Below are 20,412 nucleotides of genomic sequence, written 5' to 3'. Positions count from 1 at the left end.
GTGCTGCGGGTAGCAACGCCGATACCGTTTCTGGCGCGCGTCACACGTCCCTTCCGTCCTTCCTTTGTGTCGTCGATCGCGTTGGGTCATCGAACGTGGCCGCACGCCTGGTTGCGCTGTGGCTGCTATCCGACACTCGCCGATCGGCGTTCACGGAACTAGATATAGTCGCCTATGGATTGTTTGCCAATCATGTCGTGAGGCTGACAAACAACTCTGCGACGGGGGACAACGTGGGAAGACCTGAGCGGCCGCTCGACCCGGAGGCAGGGGAGCTGGAGAGGTTCGCGCTCGACCTGCGTCAGCTGCGGACAAAGGCGGGGGCGCCGACGTACCGTCAGCTGGCCCGGCGCGCGCACTTCTCGGTGACCACCCTGGCGAAGGCGGCCAGCGGCGAGACCGTGCCAAGCCTTCAGGTGACACTGGCGTACGTCGCCGCCTGTGACGGCGATCTGGCCGAATGGACCGAACGGTGGCACAGCCTGGTCGCAGGCATGACCTCCGCCGAGACGACGGAGGCCAGCCGCGGGCCGTACTGGGGAATGGCGGCGTTCCAGCCGGCGGACTCGGAATGGTTCTTCGGACGCGAGCGCATGGTGGCCCAGCTCTGTGAAATGCTCACCCGCCTCCGGTTCGTCGCGGTTTTCGCCCCGTCCGGTGCGGGCAAGTCATCCCTGCTACGAGCGGGCCTGATAGCGGCCGTGGCCGAGAATCCGGTCAAGGGACAGCCGGCCTGGGCCACGGTGCTGATGACGCCCGGTGAACATCCAGTCGAAGAACTCGCGTTCCAGCTCGTCAGTGAACTGGACCTGGCTCGTGACGCGGTCCAGCGCCAACTGGCCGATGACCCGACGACCATCCGCGGGACGATCGAGCACATTCTTGATGCCCGTCCATCGGTGGCGAACCTGCTCATCGTGGTGGACCAGTTCGAGGAGCTCTTCACGCTCTGCCGCGACGAGGAGGAGCGGTCGGGGTTCATTGCCGCGCTGCTCGCCGCGACGGAGGTCCCCAGGGTCCGCGTGGTGCTGGGAGTGCGAGCCGACTTCTATGGTCGGTGTGCCGCCTATCCGGCCTTGGTGGCCGCTCTCCATGAGCACCAGCTGCTGATCGGCCCGATGGATGAAGAGGATCTGCGTCGAACGATCACCGGCCCCGCCGAGCGCGCCGGGTTGCTGGTGGATCCGGCGTTGGTGGAGATGGCCGTGGCGGACGTTGGCGGTCAGACGAGTGCGCTGCCGCTGCTGTCCCACGCACTGTTGGAGACGTCGCGTCTGCGGCAGGGCAGGCGGATGACACTGGCCCACTACCGCGAGTCGGGCGGCGTGAATGGCGCCATCACGCGTACCGCCGAAGGGGTGTACGCGCAGTTCGATGAGGGGCAGCGGAGGCTGGCACGGGACATCTTCCTGCGCCTGACCGCCCTCGGTGACGGCACCGAGGACACCCGACGCCGGGCACCCCTCGCCGAGTTGGTGGGCGGGGTAGACCCATTGGCCGCGGCTGGGGTGTTGGGCAGGTTGACGGCCGCGCGGCTGGTCACGGCGGACGAGAAGGGCGTCATGGTGGCCCACGAGGCTCTGATCCAGGAGTGGCCCCGCCTGCGTCGCTGGCTGACCGAAGATCGGGAGCTGTTGCGCTCCCACCGCAGGCTGACGGAGGCTGCCGCCGAGTGGGATCGGCACGACCGCGTGGACGGATTCCTGTATCGGGGGGTCCAGTTGGCGCTCTGGGGAACGCACCAGGTGATGGACCTCAGTGACCTGGAACGGGACTTTCTGGAGACCAGCCGTGCACGAGAGAGCCGGCGCCGGGCAGCCCGACGGCGGCGGACCAGCGTGGCGTTGACCGGACTCGCGGCAACCGTTGTCGTGGTGAGCGTCCTCGCGGCAGTGGCGCTGGTGCAAGCGAACCGGGCGGCCGCCGAACGAGACCTCGCTGTTTCCCGGCAGCTGACGGTCGAGGCCAACAACCAACTGCAGATCGATCCGCAGCAGGCGCAGCGCCTCGCCAGACGCGCTCTGACCACGCGCCCGACTGTCGGTGCGGAGATGGTGCTCCGCCAGGCCGTCGTCGATGACCGGCTGCAGGCGGTTGTGCCGATGAGCAGCAAGAAGGCCCTGGGCGTGGCGTTCAGTCCGGACGGACAGCGGGTGGCGGCCACCGGGACGGATGGGGAGGTGCGGGTCTGGACCTGGGCCGGGCACGGTGTTTCCGGGCCGGGTCTGGCTCTCACCGGTGCGTCCGAGGGACAGGTCTGGAGCCCGATGTTCAGCCCGGACGGGAAGCGACTGGTCACCGCCGGCTCAGACGGCACCGTCCGGATCTGGCAGGTCGATGGCACCGCTGGGCCCGTCGTCCTACGCGGGCACGAGGGCCCGGTCTGGGGAGTGGCCTTCAGCCCCGACGGACGGTTGGTCGCCAGTGCTGGCGAGGACACCACCGTTCGGGTCTGGGATGCCCGCGGCGGCGACCGACCGGTGGTGCTGCGTGGGCACAGGAAGGTCGCGGTCGGTGTGGCCTTCAGTCCCGACGGGCGCCAGTTGGCCAGTAGCGGCCACGACGCGACGGTGCGACTCTGGGATCTGGCCGCGCGATCCACCCGAACGATTCTCACCGGGCCGCGCGAGGGCACCAGGACCTTGGTGTTCAGTCAGGACGGCAACCGCCTGGCCTGCTCCAGCGCCGACGGTACGGCGTGGGTGTGGCCGCTGACCGGTCCGGCGGCCCCGGTGGTGCTGCGTGGGCATGAGGGCACGGTGGAAGGGCTTGCGCTGAGCCCGGACGAGCATTGGATCGCGACCACCAGTGACGATCTGACCGTACGGATCTGGAACGCCAACGGCACTGGTGACCCGTTGGTGCTGCGCGGCCACACCAACCGGGTCTGGGCGTTGGCGTTCAGTCCGGATGGATCCCGGCTGGTGAGCGCGGCCGATGATGGCACGCTACGGATCTGGGACCCCGGCAGCGATCATCTGATTCTGCGGGGCCACGCGAAAGCCACCTGGTCCGCCGCGTTCACTCCTGATGGGCAGCGGGTGGTCAGCGGCGGCGAGGACGGCACGGTACAGGTCTGGAACCTGGCCACACCGGCCGAGCCTCGGGTGCTGGGCCGCCACGACGGCGACGTCTACGGGCTCACCGTGAGTGCGGACGGGACGAGTGTGGCCACCGGCGGCCGCGACGGCAGCGTGCGAGTCTGGGACCTCGCCGGCAGACACGATCCGGTGGTCCTTCGCGGGCACGAGAAGCAGGCGTGGATCGCCGACTTCAGCCCTGACGGCCGTCGCCTGGCCAGCGTCAGCAACGACGGGAGCCTGCGCATCTGGGACCTCACCGGCCGGAGCGCCCCGGTGGTCCATCGAGCCGCCGAAGAGATCCGGTACGCCGCCTTCAGTCCGGATGGCAAGAAGGTCGCCACGGCTGGCGCGGAGGGCACCCTACGAATCTGGGACGCCCTCGGCACGGCCGAGCCACTGCTCCTTCCCGGTCACGAGGGATTGGTCTGGGCCGTGGCCTTCAGCCCGGACGGACAACGGGTCGCCAGTGCCGGCTTCGACGGCACCGTGCAGATCCATTCCGTCACGGGCGGCATCGCGCCGATGGTATTGCGAGGACACGAGGGTCCCGTCTGGCACGTGTCGTTCAGCCCGGACGGACAATGGGTGCTCAGTTCTGGAAAGGACGGCACGGCTCGGCTGTGGCGCGCTTCGGAGGTCGCGCAGTCCGTGACCTTCGGCGGATTCGGTGCCTCCGTGGAGACCGTCGACTTCAGCCCGGACGGCGAGCGGCTCGTCTCGACACATGACGACGGCACCGTACGCGTCTGGCCCTGCCGCGCGTGCGCTCCGGTGCAGAGCCTCCTGGAGCCGTGACCGGGGAGGGTGTGGGCCGTTCAGGCCCGCGCCGGCTGGAGCACCGAGCCGAGCCAGCGCAACTGACGCTTGACGTGCACGGCCTCGCCACCCTCGTGGCCGTTGAACGGGTAGACGTGCATCTCCCGCTCGGGTGGGACCGGGCGACCGTTCGCGGCACCGTAGTGGTTGTAGGCGGCGAAGGTGGTTCGCGGTGGGCAGACGGCGTCGCGCCGGCCGACTCCGAAATGAGCAGGCGCCGTGGCCCGTCGCGCGAAGCTCACGGCATCCACGTAGGACAAAGTCCGCCACACCGCTTCCTCGGCCTCCCGGTGCACGGCCAGGTACCGCGCGATCTCGCCGTACGGCGCGAGGTCGGTGAGCGCGACCGCCCTGCGCATGTCGCAGAGGAACGGGGCGGTGGTCAACACCGCGCTGAGATCGTCGACGAGACCGGCCACCGCCAGGGCGATGCCGCCGCCCTGGCTGTTGCCGACCACGCTGACCCGGTCACCCTCGACGCCCGGCAGCGCACGGACCGCCTCGATCGCCCGGACCGCGTCCGTGATCAGGCGGCGGTAGTGGTAGTCCCGCGGATCGAGGATCCCCCAGGTGACCGGCCAGGGACCGCCGGGCGCGCCGTGCGGATCGGGGGTGTCCCCGGCGCCGTACTGCCCCGCCTGGCCCCGGTTGTCCATCAGAAGGTGCGCGTACCCGGCCACCGGCCAGGTCAGCCGTTCGTGGGGCAGGCCCCGGCCGCGACCGTAGCCGGCGTACTCGACCACGGCCGGCAGCGGCTCTCGAACGCCGGCCGGGCGGGTGTACCAGGCGCGGACCGGGTCACCGCCGAAGCCGGCGAACGTGACGTCCCAGGAGTCGAGCAGCCGCAGGTCGGTGGGCTCGGGACGGACGTCGACGAGCACCGGCACGGCGGCCGCCTCGGCGAGCGTGTCCCGCCAGAACTCGTCGAAGTCGTCGGGCTCGGCGACCTCGGGCGCGTACCGCTGGAGTTCGTCGAAGGTGAAGGCGGAGTGGGGCACGGGTCCTCGCAGGGCCGGGGTCAGTGCGGGTCGGCGGGGGGCGCGGTGCTCTCCCGGACGACCAACTCGGTCACAAGGTCGATCCGGCTGGTCGCCGGCTCGTTGCCCCTGGTCAGGTCGAGCAACATCTGGGTGGCGATACCGGCCATGTCGCGCAACGGCTGGTTGATCGTGGTGAGGGCCGGGTCGGTCCAGGCGGAGACCGGCAGATTGTCGTACCCGATCACCGAGAGGTCCTCGGGCACTCGCAGGCCGCACTGACGGGCGGCCCGGAGCACCCCCATGGCCTGGATGTCCGACCCGGCGAAGATGGCCGTGGGCCGGTCCGGCCGCTGGAGCAGTTGCAGCCCGTGGGCGTGCCCGGCTCCGGCGGAGAAGCTGCCGTAGCGGATCAGCTCGCGGTCGACCACGATTCCGGCTTCGTCGTGGGCCGACTGGAAGCCGGCGGCGCGGGCGCGGCTGCACAGCACGTCGGGTGGCCCGGAGATGACGGCGATCCGTCGGTGCCCCAGCTCCAACAGGTGCCGGGCGGCGAGCAGGCCACCGTTCCAGTTGTTCGACCCGACTGTGGGAACGGAGGCCGAGGTCGCGCTGTCGGTGTCGACGACGACGAACGGTATGCCCTGCCGGCGCAGGTGCTGCTGTTGCGCCTCGGCCAGGTGGGAGAGGACGAACACCACGCCCAGCGGGCGGTCGGCGAGTAACGCCTCCAGCCATCGCGCCGGCGGGCGGTGCGCGCCGTCGAGCTGGGCGACCGACAACCCGATGCCGGCCGCGGAGGTCACCGCCTCGACACCCCGCAGGATCTCCATCGCCCAACCCGTGTCGAACTCGTGGAACACGAGGTCCACCCGGCCGCCGCTTGTCGCGTGTCGCCGGGCACGGCGTTGGTACTGGTGGCGGTCGAGACTCGCCTCCACCCGGGCCCTGGTGCCGGGGGCGACATCGCCGCGTCCGTTGAGGACCTTGGACACGGTCGCGACCGAGACGCCGACATCGTTGGCGATCGTCGCGATGGTGGTGGAGGCGGGTGGGTCGAGCGGGCGGTGCTCTGTCATCGCGGCCTCATACAACATCCGAAAGTTTCGGGCGACCTTAACACGATCAGACATTCACGCCAGTCGGTGTCGTGGTCGGGCTTCCCATTCGTGGGTCATCGCGCGGCTCATCGGCGACTGAGCGCCGATTGCGGGATCACCGTGTGCAGGAAACACCTCCTGGTAGTCCGATTGGGACTCTTGACAGGCATCGATGGGGCACTTAGGTTGCCGAAAAGGTTACGCAGGTTTCCGGAAAGTTTCGGATCGTGAGAAACGTCCGCCACGGAGCCGGTTTCACGAGGGCACGGGGATGCGGCCGGAGCTAAGGGGTCATGGCATGAGAAGTCAGTCGCTCGGGGACGGCGGCGCCGCGCCGTGGCGTGATCAGCGGCTGTCGCCGACCGAGCGGGCCGAGGCGCTCCTGCCGAAGATGTCCCTCGAAGAGAAGATCGCCCAGCTCGTCGGGGTCTGGGTCGGCGCCGAGGCCAGCGGCGAGGGCGTCGCACCGCACCAATCGGACATGATCAGCGACTTGCCGCCGTGGAGCACGGTCATCCGGCACGGGTTGGGCCAGCTCACCCGCCCGTTCGGCACCGCCCCGGTCGACCCGGTGCTCGGCGCCCGGTCGCTGGCGGCCTCGCAGGCGCAGATCGTGGCCGCCAGTCGGTTCGGCATTCCCGCACAGGTGCACGAGGAGTGCCTCACCGGGTTCGCGGCCTGGCGGGCCACCGTCTACCCGACTCCGCTCAGCTGGGGTGCGTCCTTCGACCCGGAACTGGTCGAGGCGATGGCCGACCGGATCGGACGGTCGATGCGCGCCGCCGGCGTGCACCAGGGTCTCGCCCCGGTCCTGGATGTCACCCGGGACTACCGCTGGGGCCGTACCGAGGAGACGATCGGCGAGGACCCCTACCTGGTCGGGACGACCGGCGCCGCGTACGTGCGGGGCCTGGAGCGGGCCGGCGTGGTGGCCACACTGAAGCACTTCGCCGGCTACTCCGCCTCCCGTGGTGGACGTAATCTCGCGCCGGTGCCGATGGGCCGCCGCGAACTGGCCGACGTCATCCTGCCGCCGTTCGAGATGGCGCTGCGCCTCGGCGGCGCCCGCTCGGTGATGAACTCCTACGCCGAGATCGACGGCCTGCCCGTCGCGGCCGACCGTGGGCTGCTGACCGGGCTGTTGCGCGACGAGTGGGGCTTCACGGGCACCGTGGTGGCCGACTACTTCGCCGTACGGTTCCTGCAGACCCTGCACCGAGTCGCCGGGGACGCCGCCGACGCGGCCCGGCTCGCCCTGCGGGCCGGGATCGACGTCGAGCTGCCCACCGTGGACGCCTTCGGCGAACCGCTCGTGGAGGCGGTGCGCCGCGGCGAGGTCGACGAGGCGCTCATCGATTGCGCGCTGCGCCGGGTGTTGATCCAGAAGATCGAACTCGGTCTGCTCGACGAGGGCTGGCAGGAGCTACCCGCCGACGTGGCGTCCCTGCGCTTCGACGACGAGGCCAGCCAGGACATCGCCGTACGCCTGGCCCGGGAGTCCGTCGTCCTGCTGCGCAACACCGGCGTCCTCCCGCTGCCCGTGGCGACCCGGGTCGCCCTGGTCGGTCCGGTCGCCGACGACCCGATGGCCATGCTCGGCTGCTATTCGTTCCCCAACCACGTGGGCATCAACCACAGCGACTTCGGGCTCGGCGTGGACATCCCCACACTGCGCGACGAGTTGGCCCGACGCGTCCCGGTGCTCACCCATGAGCCGGGCTGCGCCATCACCGGCGAGGACACCTCGGGCATCCCGGCCGCGGTCGCCGCGGTCGCCGCCGCCGACGTGTGCGTGCTCGCCGTCGGCGACCGGGCGGGAATGTTCGGCCGGGGCACCTCCGGTGAGGGCTGCGACGCCGTCGACCTGCGACTACCCGGCGTGCAGGCCGACCTCGTCCGCGCCGTCCTGGCCACCGGAACCCCGGTGGTCCTGGTGTTGATGACCGGCCGCCCCTACGCGCTCGGCCCGGAGTTCGACGCCGCGGCGGCCGTGGTGCAGGCGTTCTTCCTCGGTCAGCGCGGTGGGCAGGCGCTCGCCGAGGTGCTCACCGGCGCGGTCAACCCCTCCGGGCGGTTGCCGGTCAGCGTTCCCCGGGACGCCGGCGGACTGCCGAGTACCTACCTGGCCCCACCGCTGGGCCGGCGCAACAAGGTCTCCTCGGTCGACCCGACCCCGGCGTACCCGTTCGGCCACGGGCTGAGCTACACCACCTTCGAATGGTCCGACGCGACGGTGGTCGAGCCGCGCGACGATCCGGCTGCCTGGCCGGTCGACGGCGAGGCACGGGTGCGGATCACCGTCGCCAACACCGGTGAGCGGGCCGGCACCGAGGTCGTGCAGCTCTACCTGCACGACCCGGTCGCGCAGACCACCCGCCCGGTGGTTCGGCTGATCGGCTACACCCGACTGCCGTTGGCACCCGGCGAGGTGGCGCACGTGACGTTCGGCGTACCGGCCGACGTGGCGTCGTTCACCGGGCTGACCGGCCAGCGGATCGTCGAGCCCGGCGACGTCGAGCTGCGGTTCGGCCGATCAAGCGGTGACGTGGCGGCGGCCCTGCCGCTGCGACTGGTCGGCACCGAACGCCAGGTCGGTTACGAGCGGGAACTGCTCACCTCGGTGCGGATCGAGCCCCTCGTGGCTGTTCCACAGTCGGCATAGGAGGCCACGGATGACATCCACCCTGCGGCCACCGCCGCCGGCGCCGCCGAATTCTGCGCAGCAGGCGCAGAGCCCCGCCCCCCGCTCGCCACGACGCCGTCGCAGTTGGCGGCAGGCGTTGCGCCGGGACTGGCAGCTCTACTCCCTCGCCATCCTGCCGCTGCTGTTCTTCCTGGTCTTCCGGTACCTGCCGATGATCGGCAACATCATCGCGTTCCGCCGGTTCAAGCCGGGCGGCAGCATCTTCGGTGAGTACTGGGTCGGGCTGCGCTACTTCCGGATGTTCCTCACCGACCCGACGTTCTGGGAGGTGTTCACCAACACCCTGGTGCTCGGGACGCTGACCCTGCTGTTCTGTTTCCCGCTGCCGATCGTGTTGGCGCTGCTGCTCAACGAGGTCCGGGCCCGCCGCTTCAAGCGGTTCGTCCAGTCCGTGTCCTACCTGCCGCACTTCCTGTCGATCGTGATCGTGGCGGCGATGGTCATGCAGTTGACCTCGATCGACGGCACCGCCAACCAACTCGTCAACCTGTTCGGTGGCGACCCGGTGGCGTTCCTGCAGAAACCGGAGTGGTTCCGCACCATCTACGTCTCGTCCGAGGTCTGGCAGACGGTCGGGTGGGGCACGATCCTCTACCTCGCCGCCCTCACCACCGTCGACGAGGACCTGTACGAGGCCGCCCGGATCGACGGCGCCGGCCGGCTGCGGCAGACCTGGCACGTCACGTTGCCCGGTATCCGTCCGACGATGGTGACCTTGCTGATCCTCAACATCGGCAGCTTCCTGGCGGTCGGGTTCGAGAAGATCCTGCTGCTGTACAACCCGTTGACGTACCCGACCGCCGACGTGGTCTCCACCTATCTGTTCCGGATGGGCTTCCAGTCGAGCAACTTCAGCTACGCGGCCGCCATCGGCCTCTTCGAGGCGGTGATCGGGCTGATCCTCGTCCTGTCGGCGAACGTCATCTCCCGTCGCACGGTGGGGACGAGCCTGTGGTGACCCTCGGTACGAAGATCGATGCCCCGAAGACGCGCGGGCCGGTGGACAGCCGGGGTTACCGGATCTTCCGGGTGGTCAACACCGTCGTCCTGCTCGGCGTCGTGGTCGTCACGCTGTACCCGTTCCTCAACATCGTGGCCCGCTCGCTCAGCGAAGAGGCGTACATCATCGCGGGCAAGGTGACGATCGTCCCGCGTGGGTTCGACCTGACCGCCTACAAGCTGCTGATGTCGGACGCGATGTTCTGGACGAACTACCGCAACACGGTGGTATACACGGTGGTCGCCACGCTCATCTCGATCGTGCTGACCACGTGTTACGCGTACGTGCTGTCGAAGCCGCAGCTCAAGGGGCGCCCCTTTCTCATCGGTGTCGCGCTGTTCACCATGTTCTTCTCCGGTGGCCTGATCCCCAACTACGTGCTGGTCACCAGCCTGGGCATGAAGAACACCATCTGGGCCGTGGTGATCCCCAATGCGATCAGCGTGTTCAACCTGCTGGTCATGAAGGCGTTCTTCGAGAGTCTGCCGAGCGAGTTGGAGGAGGCCGCGGCGGTCGACGGGCTGAACACGTACGGCACGCTGCTGCGGATCGTGCTGCCGCTGTCGAAGGCGATCATCGCGACGATGGTGCTCTTCTACGCGGTCTCCTTCTGGAACTCGTGGTTCACCGCGTTCCTCTACATCGACCAGCAGGATCTGCTGCCGGTCACCGTGTACCTCCGAAACCTCATCGTGGGCGCCACCAGCGCCGAGTCGGCCGCGGCCGACGCCGACAAGGTCCAGGCCGCGGCCACCCTCCAGGCCGTGACGATCGTGCTCACCACCCTGCCGATCCTGGCGGTCTACCCCTTCGTTCAGCGGTACTTCGTCCGCGGCGTGATGCTCGGCGCGGTCAAGGGGTGACGCCGCCGCCGCACCGCTTTCCCTTCGAATCCCCACCACCACCGAAAGGACGAGCCATGCTCCACAAGACGTGGCGCCGCGTGGCATTTGCCACCGCGGGTCTGCTTGCGCTCTCCCTTGCCACCGCCTGTTCCGAGGACCCCGGTGAGTCGACCGATCTCTCCGAGAACAGGGTCGGCGCGATGGCCAACTACGGCGTCGGTGACCAGTTCAAGGCCACCGAGGCGCTCTCGTTCTCCACTCTCTACAACAACCACACGTTCTACCCGCTCAAGGAAGACTGGCTGTTCTGGTCGGAACTCACCAAGCGGACCAACGTCAAGATCGAACCAGTGGCCGTGCCGCTGAGCGACTACGAGCAGAAGCGCAGCCTGCTGATCGGCGCGGGAGACGCTCCGCTGATCATCCCGAAGACGTACCACCCGCAGGAGAACGCCTTCGTGTCCTCCGGGGCGATCCTCCCGGTGAGCGACTACCTGGACCTGATGCCCAACCTCAAGGACAAGATCACCAAGTGGAACCTCAAGCCGGAGATCGACAACCTGCGGCAGTCCGACGGTAAGTTCTACCTGCTGCCCGGCGTCCACGAGAAGCCCACGCAGGACTACACGGTGCTGGTGCGCACCGACATCATGCAGGAGCTCAACCTGGCGGTCCCGAAGACCTGGGACGAGCTGTACACGGTGCTCAAGGCGATGAAGGCGAAGTACCCGAACGTCTACCCGTACTCCGACCTGTTCAGCAAGCCCAACCCGACCGGCGCCCTGCTGAACATCCTCGGCTCGGCCCACGGCACCCAGGCGGGCTGGGACTACCAGCACGCCACCTGGGACCCGGCGGCGAAGAAGTTCAACTACACCGGCGCCTCCGAGCAGTACAAGCAGATGGTCACCTACCTGCACAAGCTCGTCGCCGAGGGCCTGCTCGACCCGGAGAGCTTCACCCAGACCGACGACCAGGCCCGCCAGAAGCTCGCCAACGGCAAGTCCTTCGTGGTCACCGGCAACGCGCAGACCCTGGTCAACAACCACCGGCCCGACCTGGCCAAGACCCTGCCGAACGCGAAGATGGCCAAGATCCCGCTGCCCATCGGCCCGGCCGGCGAGATCAATCCCTTTCCCCGGCTGGAGAACGGCATCATGATCTCCTCGAAGGCTCGGGAGAGCAAGAACTTCGTGGCCATGATGCAGTTCATCGACTGGCTCTGGTATTCCGACGCCGGCTTGGAGTTCGCCCGCTGGGGCGTCGAGGGCACCACCTTCACCAAGGACGCGTCCGGCAAGCGCTCGCTCAACCCCGGCGTCGACTTCCTCGGCCTCAACCCGAAGGCCCCCAAGCACCTGCAGAAGGACTTCGGCTTCCAGAACGGCGTCTTCGCCTACGGCGGCAGCCCCGATCTGGTCCGCGGGTTCTTCTCACCGGAGGAGCTGGAGTTCCAGAAGGTGATGGACGCCCGCAAGCCGCGGGAGGTTCCCCCGCCCGCCCCGTTGACCGACGAGGAACGCGAGCAGGTGTCGCTCTGGGAGACCCCGCTGAAGGACTTCGTCACCCAGAACACCCTGAAGTTCGCGCTGGGTCAGCGTCCGCTCAGCGAGTGGGACGCGTACGTGGCCGAGCTGAAGGCCAAGAACTCCGACCAGTACATCGACCTGGTCAACAAGGCGTACGAGCGGTTCCAGAAGAACAACGGCTGATCAGCGGGGTCCGGTCGGGCGGCCTGTCGCGGCCCGACCGGACCCCCGGCCGGTCCCGGTGCGTGCGGTCCGCCCCGCCACCCGACCGGACGACCAGCGGGACCGCAGTGCGCAACACCGTCCCCGAGCAAAGGGAGCGATCGTGAGTGGCGCCGCCCAGACCTGGCGACAGTTCGGCGACGGGCCACTGTCGCGGATCACCTCGCGCGTCTACATCCTGCTCGTGGTCGAGCTGCTCCTGCTGCTCACCACCCTGCCCGCCCTGCTCCCGCTGCTGGTGCTGGACCGCCACCCCAGCAACCTGCCGCTGGCCGCGCTCCTCCTGGTACCGGTCGGCCCGGCGATCTCCGCCGCCCTGTACGCCCTGCGCCACCAGCGAACCGACCTGACCGACCTGCACCCGGCAGCGCTGTTCTGGCGTGGCTACCGGGCCAACGCGTTCGGGGTACTGCGGATCTGGGTGCCGACGCTGCTGTGGTTGACAGTGCTCGCCGTGAACCTCGCCTACCGCGGCGCGGTTGGCCTTCCGGGCTGGTGGGCGGTGCCGCTGGTGCTGATCGCAGTGGCGGTGACACTCTGCATGGCCAACGCCCTGGTGATCACCTCGCTGTTCGACTTCCGCACGAGGGACGTGCTCCGGCTTGCCGTGCACTTCCTGTTGCGTACCCCCGGCGTTTCCGTCGGCAACGCGCTGCTGCTGGCCGCGGCGGCCGGGATCACCGCGGTCTTCTCCGAGGCGGTGCTGATGCTGCTCGCGTCGATCGCGGTGCTGGCGTACCTGCGCGTCAGCGACCCGATGATCCACCTGATCCGGAAGGAGTTCGTCGCATGAGCCTGCCCCTCAGCGCCAAGGTGCCCTTCGGGGGCGACTACAACCCGGAACAGTGGCCCGAGGACGTGTGGAAGCAGGACTACCGTCTCTTCGACAGTGCACGGATCGACCTGGTCACCCTCGGGGTGTTCGACTGGGCGCTCACCCAACCCGCCGAGGACACCTACGACTTCGCGCTGCTGGACAGGATCGTCGAGCGGGCCAGTGCCGAGGGACGCGGGATCTGCCTGGCCACCGGCACCGGAGCCCACCCGCCGTGGTTGGCGAAGGCGTACCCCGAGGTGACCCGGACCGACTTCGAGGGCCGCAAGCACCGGCTCGGTCAGCGGCACAACTCCTGCCCCAGTTCGCCGGTCTTCCGCCGGCTGTCGACCGAGTTGGCCCGCCGGGTCGCCCGCCGCTACGCCGACACGCCGGCGGTGCTCGCCTGGCACGTCGGCAACGAGTACGGCGGCGCCTGCTACTGCGCGCTGTGCGCGGCCGGGTTCAGGAACTGGCTGCGCCACCGCTACGGCACCCTCGACGAGCTGAACGAGGCCTGGTACACCACCGTCTGGTCGCACACCTTCAGCGACTGGGACGAGATCGAGCCGCCGTCGGCGCTGACCGAGCACTGGCGCGGCCCGGACCACACCGCGTTCCCGGGAATCACCCTGGACTACCTGCGGTTCACCTCCGACGCGATGCTGACCAACTTCCGCGACGAGAAGGCCGCCATCCGGGAGTCCAGCCCGACGCTGCCGGTGACCACGAACTTCATGGGCATGTACCGGCCGATCGACTACCACCGCTGGGCCCCTCATCTGGACTTCGTCTCCTGGGACAACTACCCGCCCGACGATGAGTCGGCGGCCCGGATGGCACTGACCCACGACCTGATGCGCGGGCTCAAGGACGGCCAGCCGTTCTGGCTGATGGAACAGACCCCGAGCTGCACCGCGTGCCGCGACGTCAACCCGTTGAAGCGCCCCGGTCTGATGCGGCTGTGGAGTTGGCAGGCCGTGGCACACGGTGCCGACGCGGTGCTCTTCTTTCAGCTGCGCGCCTCCCGCGGGGCCAGCGAGAAGTACCACGGAGCGGTCATCGGGCACGCCGGTCGCTCCGACACCCGGGTGTTCCGGGAGGTCGCCGAGCTGGGCGCCGAACTGGAACGGCTCGGCCCGGTGTCACTGGGCGCGCGGACCCCGGCCCGGGTGGCGCTGCTGTTCGACTGGGACAGCTGGTGGGCGTTGGAGCTGTCCGACGGCCCGTCCCGGCTGGTCCGCTACCAGCAGGTCGTGCTCGCCTACCACCGGGCACTCTGGGACGCCGGTGTGGACCTGGACGTCGTCGCGGTGACCGCCGACCTGTCCCGTTACGACGTGGTCGTGGCCCCGGCCCTGCACCTGCTCAAGGGTGACCTGCCGCAGCGGCTGGAGGCGGTGGCGACGCGCGGCGGGTCGGTGCTGACCACCTACCTGTCCGGCCGGGTGGACGAGAACGACCAGGCGTTCCTGATGGACGTGCCGGGCCCGCTCGGGCAGCTCATGGGTGTCCGGGTCGACGAGTGGGACGCCCGCGGCCCGGAGGTGGTCAACCCGGTCCGCCTCGGCGACGGCGCGGATCAGGTCGACGTCGACGCGCGGCTGCTGTTCGAGCTGGTGATCCCGCAGGGCGCCCAGGTCATCGGCACCTACCAGGCCGACTTCTACGCGAGCACCCCGGCGGTGACCCGCAACTCCTTCGGCGCCGGCGACGGCTGGTACGTGGCCGCCGGTCTGGACCAGGCCGGGGTGTCCTGGGTGGTGCGGCAGGTGCTCGACCGGCACGACCTGCTCGGGCCCTACCCGGACATACCGAACCTGGAGTCCGCCGTCCGAGTCGCGGCGGACGGGTCGCGGCTGCTGTTTCTGCTCAACCACCGCGCCGAGCCGGTCGAGGTGACCGCCCGGACCGGCGGCGTCGACCTGCTCACCGGCGACCGTACGGCGGCCGGCGCCGCCCTGCGGCTGCCGGCGTACGGGGTTGTCGTGTTGGAGGAGGACCGGTGAACGCCGAGGAGTCGGTGGAGTTGGAGCAGCTGATGTTCGTCGAGGAGCCGATGGATGGTGACGAGCCACGCGTCCATCCGGCCTGGTTGCCCCCGGAGGCGTTCCGGTCCCTCGGCGCGCGCCGCGTCCTCCTGCACGGCGAGGGGTTGCTCGTCGACACCGTCCTCAACGAGGTCTCGCGCGCCTGCGCGCGTTATGGCGGGCGGGTGTGGCACTCCCCGTCCTGGGACGTCGACGTCGACCTGGTGTTCGCCCTGCGCGACGCCGGTGAGCTGCCCAACCCGGCGGTGGAGGCGGCGCGCGCCGCCGGCGAGGCGGCGCTGATCGAACTGGGCGACGGCGGGACGCTCGGCGACGAGGGTTTCGTGTTGGCGCGGGCCGGTGATGTGACCGCGGTGCTGGCCGACGCGCCGGCCGGCCTGCTGTACGGGCTCTTCCACGTGGTCCGGCTCTGCGCGGCGGCCTTCGACCTGGCCCGGCCACCGGAGCGGCACCGGCCGGCGCTGCGCCGACGAATGCTGAACCACTGGGACAACGTGGCCGTGCACCCGGTGATGGGCCAGGTCGAACGGGGGTACGCGGGCGGCTCGATCTTCTGGCGGGACGGCCGTCCGCGCGGCGACCTGGCCCGGGTGCGGGAGTACGGGCGGCTGCTGGCGTCCTGTGGGGTCAACGCGATCTCGGTGAACAACGTCAACGTGGCCCGCACGGAAGCGCTGCTGCTCACCGAACGGCTCGGTGACGTGGCCGAGATCGCGGACGTGCTGCGCCCGTACGGCATCCGGGTGCACCTGTCGGTCAGCTTCGCCGCACCGGTGGTCCTCGGTGGGCTGCCGACCGCCGACCCCCTGGACGAGACCGTGCGGGCCTGGTGGGCCGCGACCACCCGGCGGGTGTACGACCGCATCCCGGACTTCGGCGGCTATCTGGTGAAGGCCGACTCGGAGGGGCAACCCGGCCCGTTCACGTACGGCCGGGACCACGCCGACGGGGCGAACCTGCTGGCCGAGGCGCTCGCCCCGCACGGGGGAGTGGTGCACTGGCGGGCGTTCGTCTACAACCACCACCAGGACTGGCGGGACCGGTCCACCGACCGGGCTCGGGCCGCGTACGACCACTTCGCCCCGCTCGACGGGCGGTTCCGCACCAACGTGGTCGTCCAGGTGAAGTTCGGCCCGGTGGACTTCCAGACGCGCGAGCCGGTCTCACCGGTGCTCGCCGCGATGCCGGCGACCCGACTGGCGGTGGAGTTGCAGGTCACGCAGGAGTACACGGGCCAACAGCGGCACGTCTGCCACCTCGGCCCGTGGTGGAGTGAGGTGCTGCGCTTCGCCCCCTGGGGGCCGGGCGGACGGACGATCGCCGACGTGGTCACCGGAGAGTCGGCGGCGGGCGGTGGGATGATCGCGGTCGCCAACGTCGGTGACGACCCGTTCTGGACCGGGCACCCGTTGGCGCAGGCCAACCTGTACACGTTCGGCCGGTTGGCCTGGGACCCTCGGCGGGACCCGACGGCGATCCTCGACGAGTGGATCACGCTGACCTTTCCACCGTCGGCGACCGCCGACGCCGAGTTGGTGCGGCGGACACTGCACGAGATCATGGACGACTCCTGGCGCACCTATGAGCGTTACACCGCCCCGCTGGGCGTCGGCTTCATGGTCAACCCCGGCGACCACTACGGCCCCGGCGTGGACGGGTACGAGTACACGCGGTGGGGCACCTACCACTTCGCCGACCGTGACGGCGTCGGCGTGGACCGCAGCCGCGCGTCGGGCACCGGCTTCACCGGCCAGTACCCGCCGTACTGGGCCGAGGTGTACGAGTCACCCGGGAGCTGCCCCGACGAGTTGCTGCTCTTCTTCCACCACGTGCCGTACGGGCATGTGCTGCGCAGCGGCTCGACAGTCATCCAGCACATCTACGACACCCACTTCGCGGGGGTCGAGGAGGTGACGGCGATGCGGCGGAGGTGGCAGGCGTTGACCGGCATGATCGACCCGAGCGTGTACGAGCGGGTCGCCGAACGCCTCGAGGAGCAGGTGCGCTGTGCCACCGAGTGGCGCGACCAGATCAACACGTACTTCTTCCGCAAGTCCGGGGTGCCGGACGAGCGAGGGCGGGACATCTACTGAGTGGCGGTGCGGCGCGGTCCGGCCATCCGGTCGGGCCGCAGTCGTGCCGTGCCCCAGCGGCCTGGCAGGTTCCGAAAACGTCCCGGTAATTTATCGCGACCCATCGTCGCTGACCATGCCCGTCGATGCCCATTGCTGCGCAGGTGGCCGCCGGAACCGTTGCGGCGAAAGGTTTCCGGAAGTCTTGACAATCGAGTGTGCTCGATTGAAGCTGACATGGTCACGCGAGCCGCGGTCAAGGTCGGGCGAAGGGCAGTCCTCGACTTAAGTCCCCTTCCACGCGCCTTTTTCGCAAGGGATCGCGACGATGACACTGAAGACGAGAATGCTTGGCGCCGTCATGGCGGCCGTGACACTGGCCGCCGCCGCGTTGACGTTCGCCACCCCCGCGTCGGCGGCGACGCTCACGCAGGTGACCAACTTCGGCACCAACCCCACCAACCTGCAAATGCACCTGTACGTCCCGGACCGGGTAGCGACCCGACCGGCGATCCTCCTGGCCATGCACTACTGCACCGGGACGGGTCCCGCGTTCCACTCGGGCACCCAGTACGCCTCCCTCGCGGACCGGTACGGGTTCATCGTGATCTACCCGTCGGCCACCCGTAGTAGCAAGTGCTGGGACGTCTACTCGCCGCAGGCGTTACGCCGTGGCGGCGGCAGCGACCCGGTCGGGCTCATGTCGATGGTCGACTACGTGCGGCAGCGCTACTCGGCCGACCCCGCGCGGATCTTCGCCACCGGCACCTCCTCCGGCGCGATGATGACCAACGTCATGCTGGGCGTCTACCCGGACGTGTTCGCGGCGGGCGCCTCGTTCGCCGGGGTGCCGTTCGCCTGTTTCGCCACCGGCGGCACCTCGGAGTGGAACAGCGAGTGCGCCAACGGGCAACTCATCCGGACCGCGCAGCAGTGGGGTGACCTGGTCCGGGAGGCGTACCCGGGCTACACCGGCCAGCGGCCCCGGATGCAGATCTGGCACGGCACCAACGATGAGACGCTGCGCTACCCGAACTTCGGTGAGCAGGTCAAGCAGTGGACCAACGTGCACGGGCTGAGTCAGACCCCGACGTACACCGACTCCCCGCAGTCCGGCTACACCCGCACCCGGTACGGCAGCAGCGGCCCGATGGCGCCGGTCGAGGCGATCAGCATGCAGGGTGTCACGCACAACCTGCCGGTCGACGCCGCGCAGGTGATCCGCTTCTTCGGGTTGGACGGCACCGCGCCGCCGACGACCCCACCCCCGACCACGCCGCCGCCGACGACTCCACCCCCGACCACGCCGCCCCCGACGACTCCGCCGCCGACCGGGGGTCCCTGCCGGGTCGGCTACACGGTCAACGCCTGGAACAGCGGTCTCACCGCGAGCGTGGCCATCACCAACACCGGTACCACCGCCGTGAACGGCTGGGCCCTGACCTTCACGCTGCCCACCGGGCAGCGCATCACCAGCGGCTGGAACGCCCAGTACGCCCCGGCGAGCGGTGCGGTGACCGCCCGCAACGTCTCCTACAACAGCACCATCGCCCCGAACGCGTCGGTCGAGATCGGCTTCCAGGCCACGCACGAGGGCGGCACGGGCAAGCCCACGTCGTTCGCCCTCAACGGCGCCGCCTGTTCGGTGTCCTGATTCCCCTTCCCACCCCACCACCTCCAGAGGAGTCACACGATGAGAAGTACGAGATGGAAGGCGGCATCGAGAGCCGCCATCGCGCTGACCGGCGCGGGCGCCCTCGCCGCCGGTATGGCGCTGTTCCTGACAGCGCCGGCCGCCGCCGGGACGACCCTCGGCGCGTCCGCCGCCGAGAAGGGTCGCTATTTCGGTACGGCGGTGGCGGCGGGCAGGTTGTCCGATAGTGCGTACACCACGATTCTGAATCGTGAGTTCAACTCGGTGACGCCTGAGAACGAGATGAAGATCGACGCGACGGAGCCGCAGCAGGGTCGGTTCAGTTACGGAGCGGCCGAGCAGATCGTCAATCACGCGCGTAGCCGTGGGATGAACGTGCGGGGTCACACCCTGGCGTGGCATTCGCAGCAGCCGGGCTGGATGCAGAGCTTGAGTGGTAGTGCGCTGCGGCAGGCGATGCTCAACCACGTGACGCAGGTGGCCACGCACTTCCGTGGTCAGGTCGTGGCGTGGGACGTGGTGAACGAGGCGTTCGCCGACGGTAGTTCGGGTGCGCGTCGGGATTCGAACTTGCAGCGCACGGGCAATGACTGGATCGAGGCGGCGTTCCGGGCGGCGGACGCGGCGGATCCGAACGCGAAGCTGTGTTACAACGACTACAACACCGACAACTGGACGCACGCGAAGACCCAGGCCGTGTACACCATGGTGCGCGACTTCAAGGCCCGTGGCGTGCCGATCGACTGCGTCGGGTTCCAGTCGCACTTCAACAACGACTCCCCGTACGTGAGCAACTACCGCACCACGCTGTCGAGCTTCGCGGCACTGGGTGTGGATGTGCAGATCACCGAGTTGGACATCCAGGGCGCACCGGCCAACACGTACCGCAGTGTGGTGGAGGACTGCCTGGCCGTGGCCCGCTGCAACGGCATCACGGTGTGGGGCATCCGCGACAGTGACTCGTGGCGGGCGTCGCAGACCCCGTTGCTGTTCAACAGCAGTGGTCAGAAGAAGCCCGCGTACGACGCGGTGCTCACCGCGTTGAACAACGGCACCACCCCCACCGACCCGCCCACCGACCCGCCGACGGACCCGCCGACCGACCCACCCACGACTCCGCCCCCGGGGCAGGGTGGCTGCACGGCGACGGTGTCGGTGAACCAGTGGACGGGTGGCTTCGTGGCCACGGTGAAGGTGACGGCCGGTTCGTCGGCCATCAACGGCTGGACGGTCACCATCGGTCTGCCGTCCGGCGCGACGGTCACCAACGCGTGGAACGTCAACCGCAGCGGTAGCACCGGCACGACGAACTGGACGAACGTCGCGTACAACGGCCAGGTCGGCGCCGGACAATCCACCGAGTACGGCTTCCAGGCCAACGGCACCGCCGGCAGCCTCAGCCCCACCTGCTCAGCCAGCTAGAGCCCCAACGGCCGGGGGGGGGGGGCCGGGGGCGCCCCCCCCCCCCCCGCGCGGGGGGGGGTGGGGGGGGGGGTGGGGGAGCATGCCGGGGGGGGGTGGAGCCAAACAAAGAGAGAACCGGGG

Annotated in this window: 12 protein-coding genes; 10 read left to right on the top strand and 2 right to left on the bottom strand. The window is 69.4% G+C overall.

The features are described from left to right. Positions 1 to 95: 95 nt before the first annotated feature. Entirely contained in the window at positions 96 to 3,878 is a 3,783-nt protein-coding gene (locus ACIBD9_RS25315) for a hypothetical protein (protein ID WP_396721400.1), read from the top strand. Positions 3,879 to 3,898: 20 nt separating this feature from the next. Here ACIBD9_RS25315 and ACIBD9_RS25310 read toward each other — a convergent pair whose 3' ends face one another. Together ACIBD9_RS25310 and ACIBD9_RS25305 are read right to left on the bottom strand one after the other, a co-directional pair. Then, complete coding sequence (locus tag ACIBD9_RS25310) at positions 3,899 to 4,897, bottom strand: acetylxylan esterase (protein ID WP_396721398.1); 999 nt, start codon at positions 4,895 to 4,897, stop codon at positions 3,899 to 3,901. A gap of 20 nt (positions 4,898 to 4,917) precedes the next feature. Beyond that, positions 4,918 to 5,955, bottom strand: coding sequence for a LacI family DNA-binding transcriptional regulator (locus tag ACIBD9_RS25305; RefSeq protein ID WP_396721396.1), 1,038 nt, complete (start codon positions 5,953 to 5,955; stop codon positions 4,918 to 4,920). Positions 5,956 to 6,274: 319 nt separating this feature from the next. Between ACIBD9_RS25305 and ACIBD9_RS25300 the strand changes: the two genes are divergently transcribed. The 9 genes from ACIBD9_RS25300 (at position 6,275) to ACIBD9_RS25260 (ending at position 20,289) form a co-directional block, all read left to right on the top strand. Further along, a complete protein-coding gene (locus ACIBD9_RS25300; RefSeq protein ID WP_396721394.1) occupies positions 6,275 to 8,638 on the top strand; it encodes a glycoside hydrolase family 3 N-terminal domain-containing protein in 2,364 nt (787 codons plus the stop codon). A 10-nt stretch (positions 8,639 to 8,648) separates the two neighbouring features. Then, entirely contained in the window at positions 8,649 to 9,638 is a 990-nt protein-coding gene (locus ACIBD9_RS25295) for an ABC transporter permease (RefSeq protein ID WP_396721392.1), read from the top strand. After that, the gene (locus ACIBD9_RS25290) at positions 9,635 to 10,543 is read left to right on the top strand and encodes a carbohydrate ABC transporter permease (RefSeq protein ID WP_396721390.1); all 909 of its coding nucleotides are present in this window, start codon (positions 9,635 to 9,637) and stop codon (positions 10,541 to 10,543) included. Before ACIBD9_RS25295 ends, ACIBD9_RS25290 begins: the two co-directional genes overlap by 4 nt. 80 nt (positions 10,544 to 10,623) lie before the next feature. Then, on the top strand, positions 10,624 to 12,237 hold the full coding sequence (locus ACIBD9_RS25285; RefSeq protein ID WP_396721389.1) for an extracellular solute-binding protein: 1,614 nt from the start codon (positions 10,624 to 10,626) through the stop codon (positions 12,235 to 12,237). A gap of 142 nt (positions 12,238 to 12,379) precedes the next feature. Then, positions 12,380 to 13,069, top strand: a complete 690-nt coding sequence (locus ACIBD9_RS25280; RefSeq protein ID WP_396721387.1) for a DUF624 domain-containing protein — start codon at positions 12,380 to 12,382, stop codon at positions 13,067 to 13,069. Beyond that, positions 13,066 to 15,099 (top strand): beta-galactosidase, encoded by a 2,034-nt coding sequence (locus ACIBD9_RS25275; protein ID WP_396721385.1) that lies wholly within the window; start codon positions 13,066 to 13,068, stop codon positions 15,097 to 15,099. Before ACIBD9_RS25280 ends, ACIBD9_RS25275 begins: the two co-directional genes overlap by 4 nt. Next, a complete protein-coding gene (locus ACIBD9_RS25270; protein WP_396721383.1) occupies positions 15,096 to 17,234 on the top strand; it encodes an alpha-glucuronidase in 2,139 nt (712 codons plus the stop codon). Before ACIBD9_RS25275 ends, ACIBD9_RS25270 begins: the two co-directional genes overlap by 4 nt. Before the next feature lie 307 nt (positions 17,235 to 17,541). Then, the gene (locus tag ACIBD9_RS25265) at positions 17,542 to 18,867 is read left to right on the top strand and encodes a PHB depolymerase family esterase (RefSeq protein WP_396721381.1); all 1,326 of its coding nucleotides are present in this window, start codon (positions 17,542 to 17,544) and stop codon (positions 18,865 to 18,867) included. A gap of 39 nt (positions 18,868 to 18,906) precedes the next feature. Beyond that, positions 18,907 to 20,289 (top strand): endo-1,4-beta-xylanase, encoded by a 1,383-nt coding sequence (locus ACIBD9_RS25260; protein WP_396721379.1) that lies wholly within the window; start codon positions 18,907 to 18,909, stop codon positions 20,287 to 20,289. The last annotated feature ends 123 nt before the right edge of the window (positions 20,290 to 20,412 follow it).

The organism is Micromonospora sp. NPDC050784 (assembly GCF_044456765.1).
GTDB lineage: Bacteria > Actinomycetota > Actinomycetes > Mycobacteriales > Micromonosporaceae > Micromonospora > Micromonospora foliorum.
This window is presented reverse-complemented; position numbering and strand designations above follow the sequence as displayed.

Excerpts from the sequence above, each read along its gene's own strand:
- ACIBD9_RS25265 (WP_396721381.1), top strand. The coding sequence starts at position 17,542 with ATGACACTGAAGACGAGAATGCTTGGCGCCGTCATGGCGGCCGTGACA.
- ACIBD9_RS25275 (WP_396721385.1), top strand. The coding sequence starts at position 13,066 with ATGAGCCTGCCCCTCAGCGCCAAGGTGCCCTTCGGGGGCGACTACAAC.
- ACIBD9_RS25300 (WP_396721394.1), top strand. The coding sequence starts at position 6,275 with ATGAGAAGTCAGTCGCTCGGGGACGGCGGCGCCGCGCCGTGGCGTGAT.
- ACIBD9_RS25305 (WP_396721396.1), bottom strand. The coding sequence starts at position 5,955 with ATGACAGAGCACCGCCCGCTCGACCCACCCGCCTCCACCACCATCGCG.
- ACIBD9_RS25295 (WP_396721392.1), top strand. The coding sequence starts at position 8,649 with ATGACATCCACCCTGCGGCCACCGCCGCCGGCGCCGCCGAATTCTGCG.
- ACIBD9_RS25260 (WP_396721379.1), top strand. The coding sequence starts at position 18,907 with ATGAGAAGTACGAGATGGAAGGCGGCATCGAGAGCCGCCATCGCGCTG.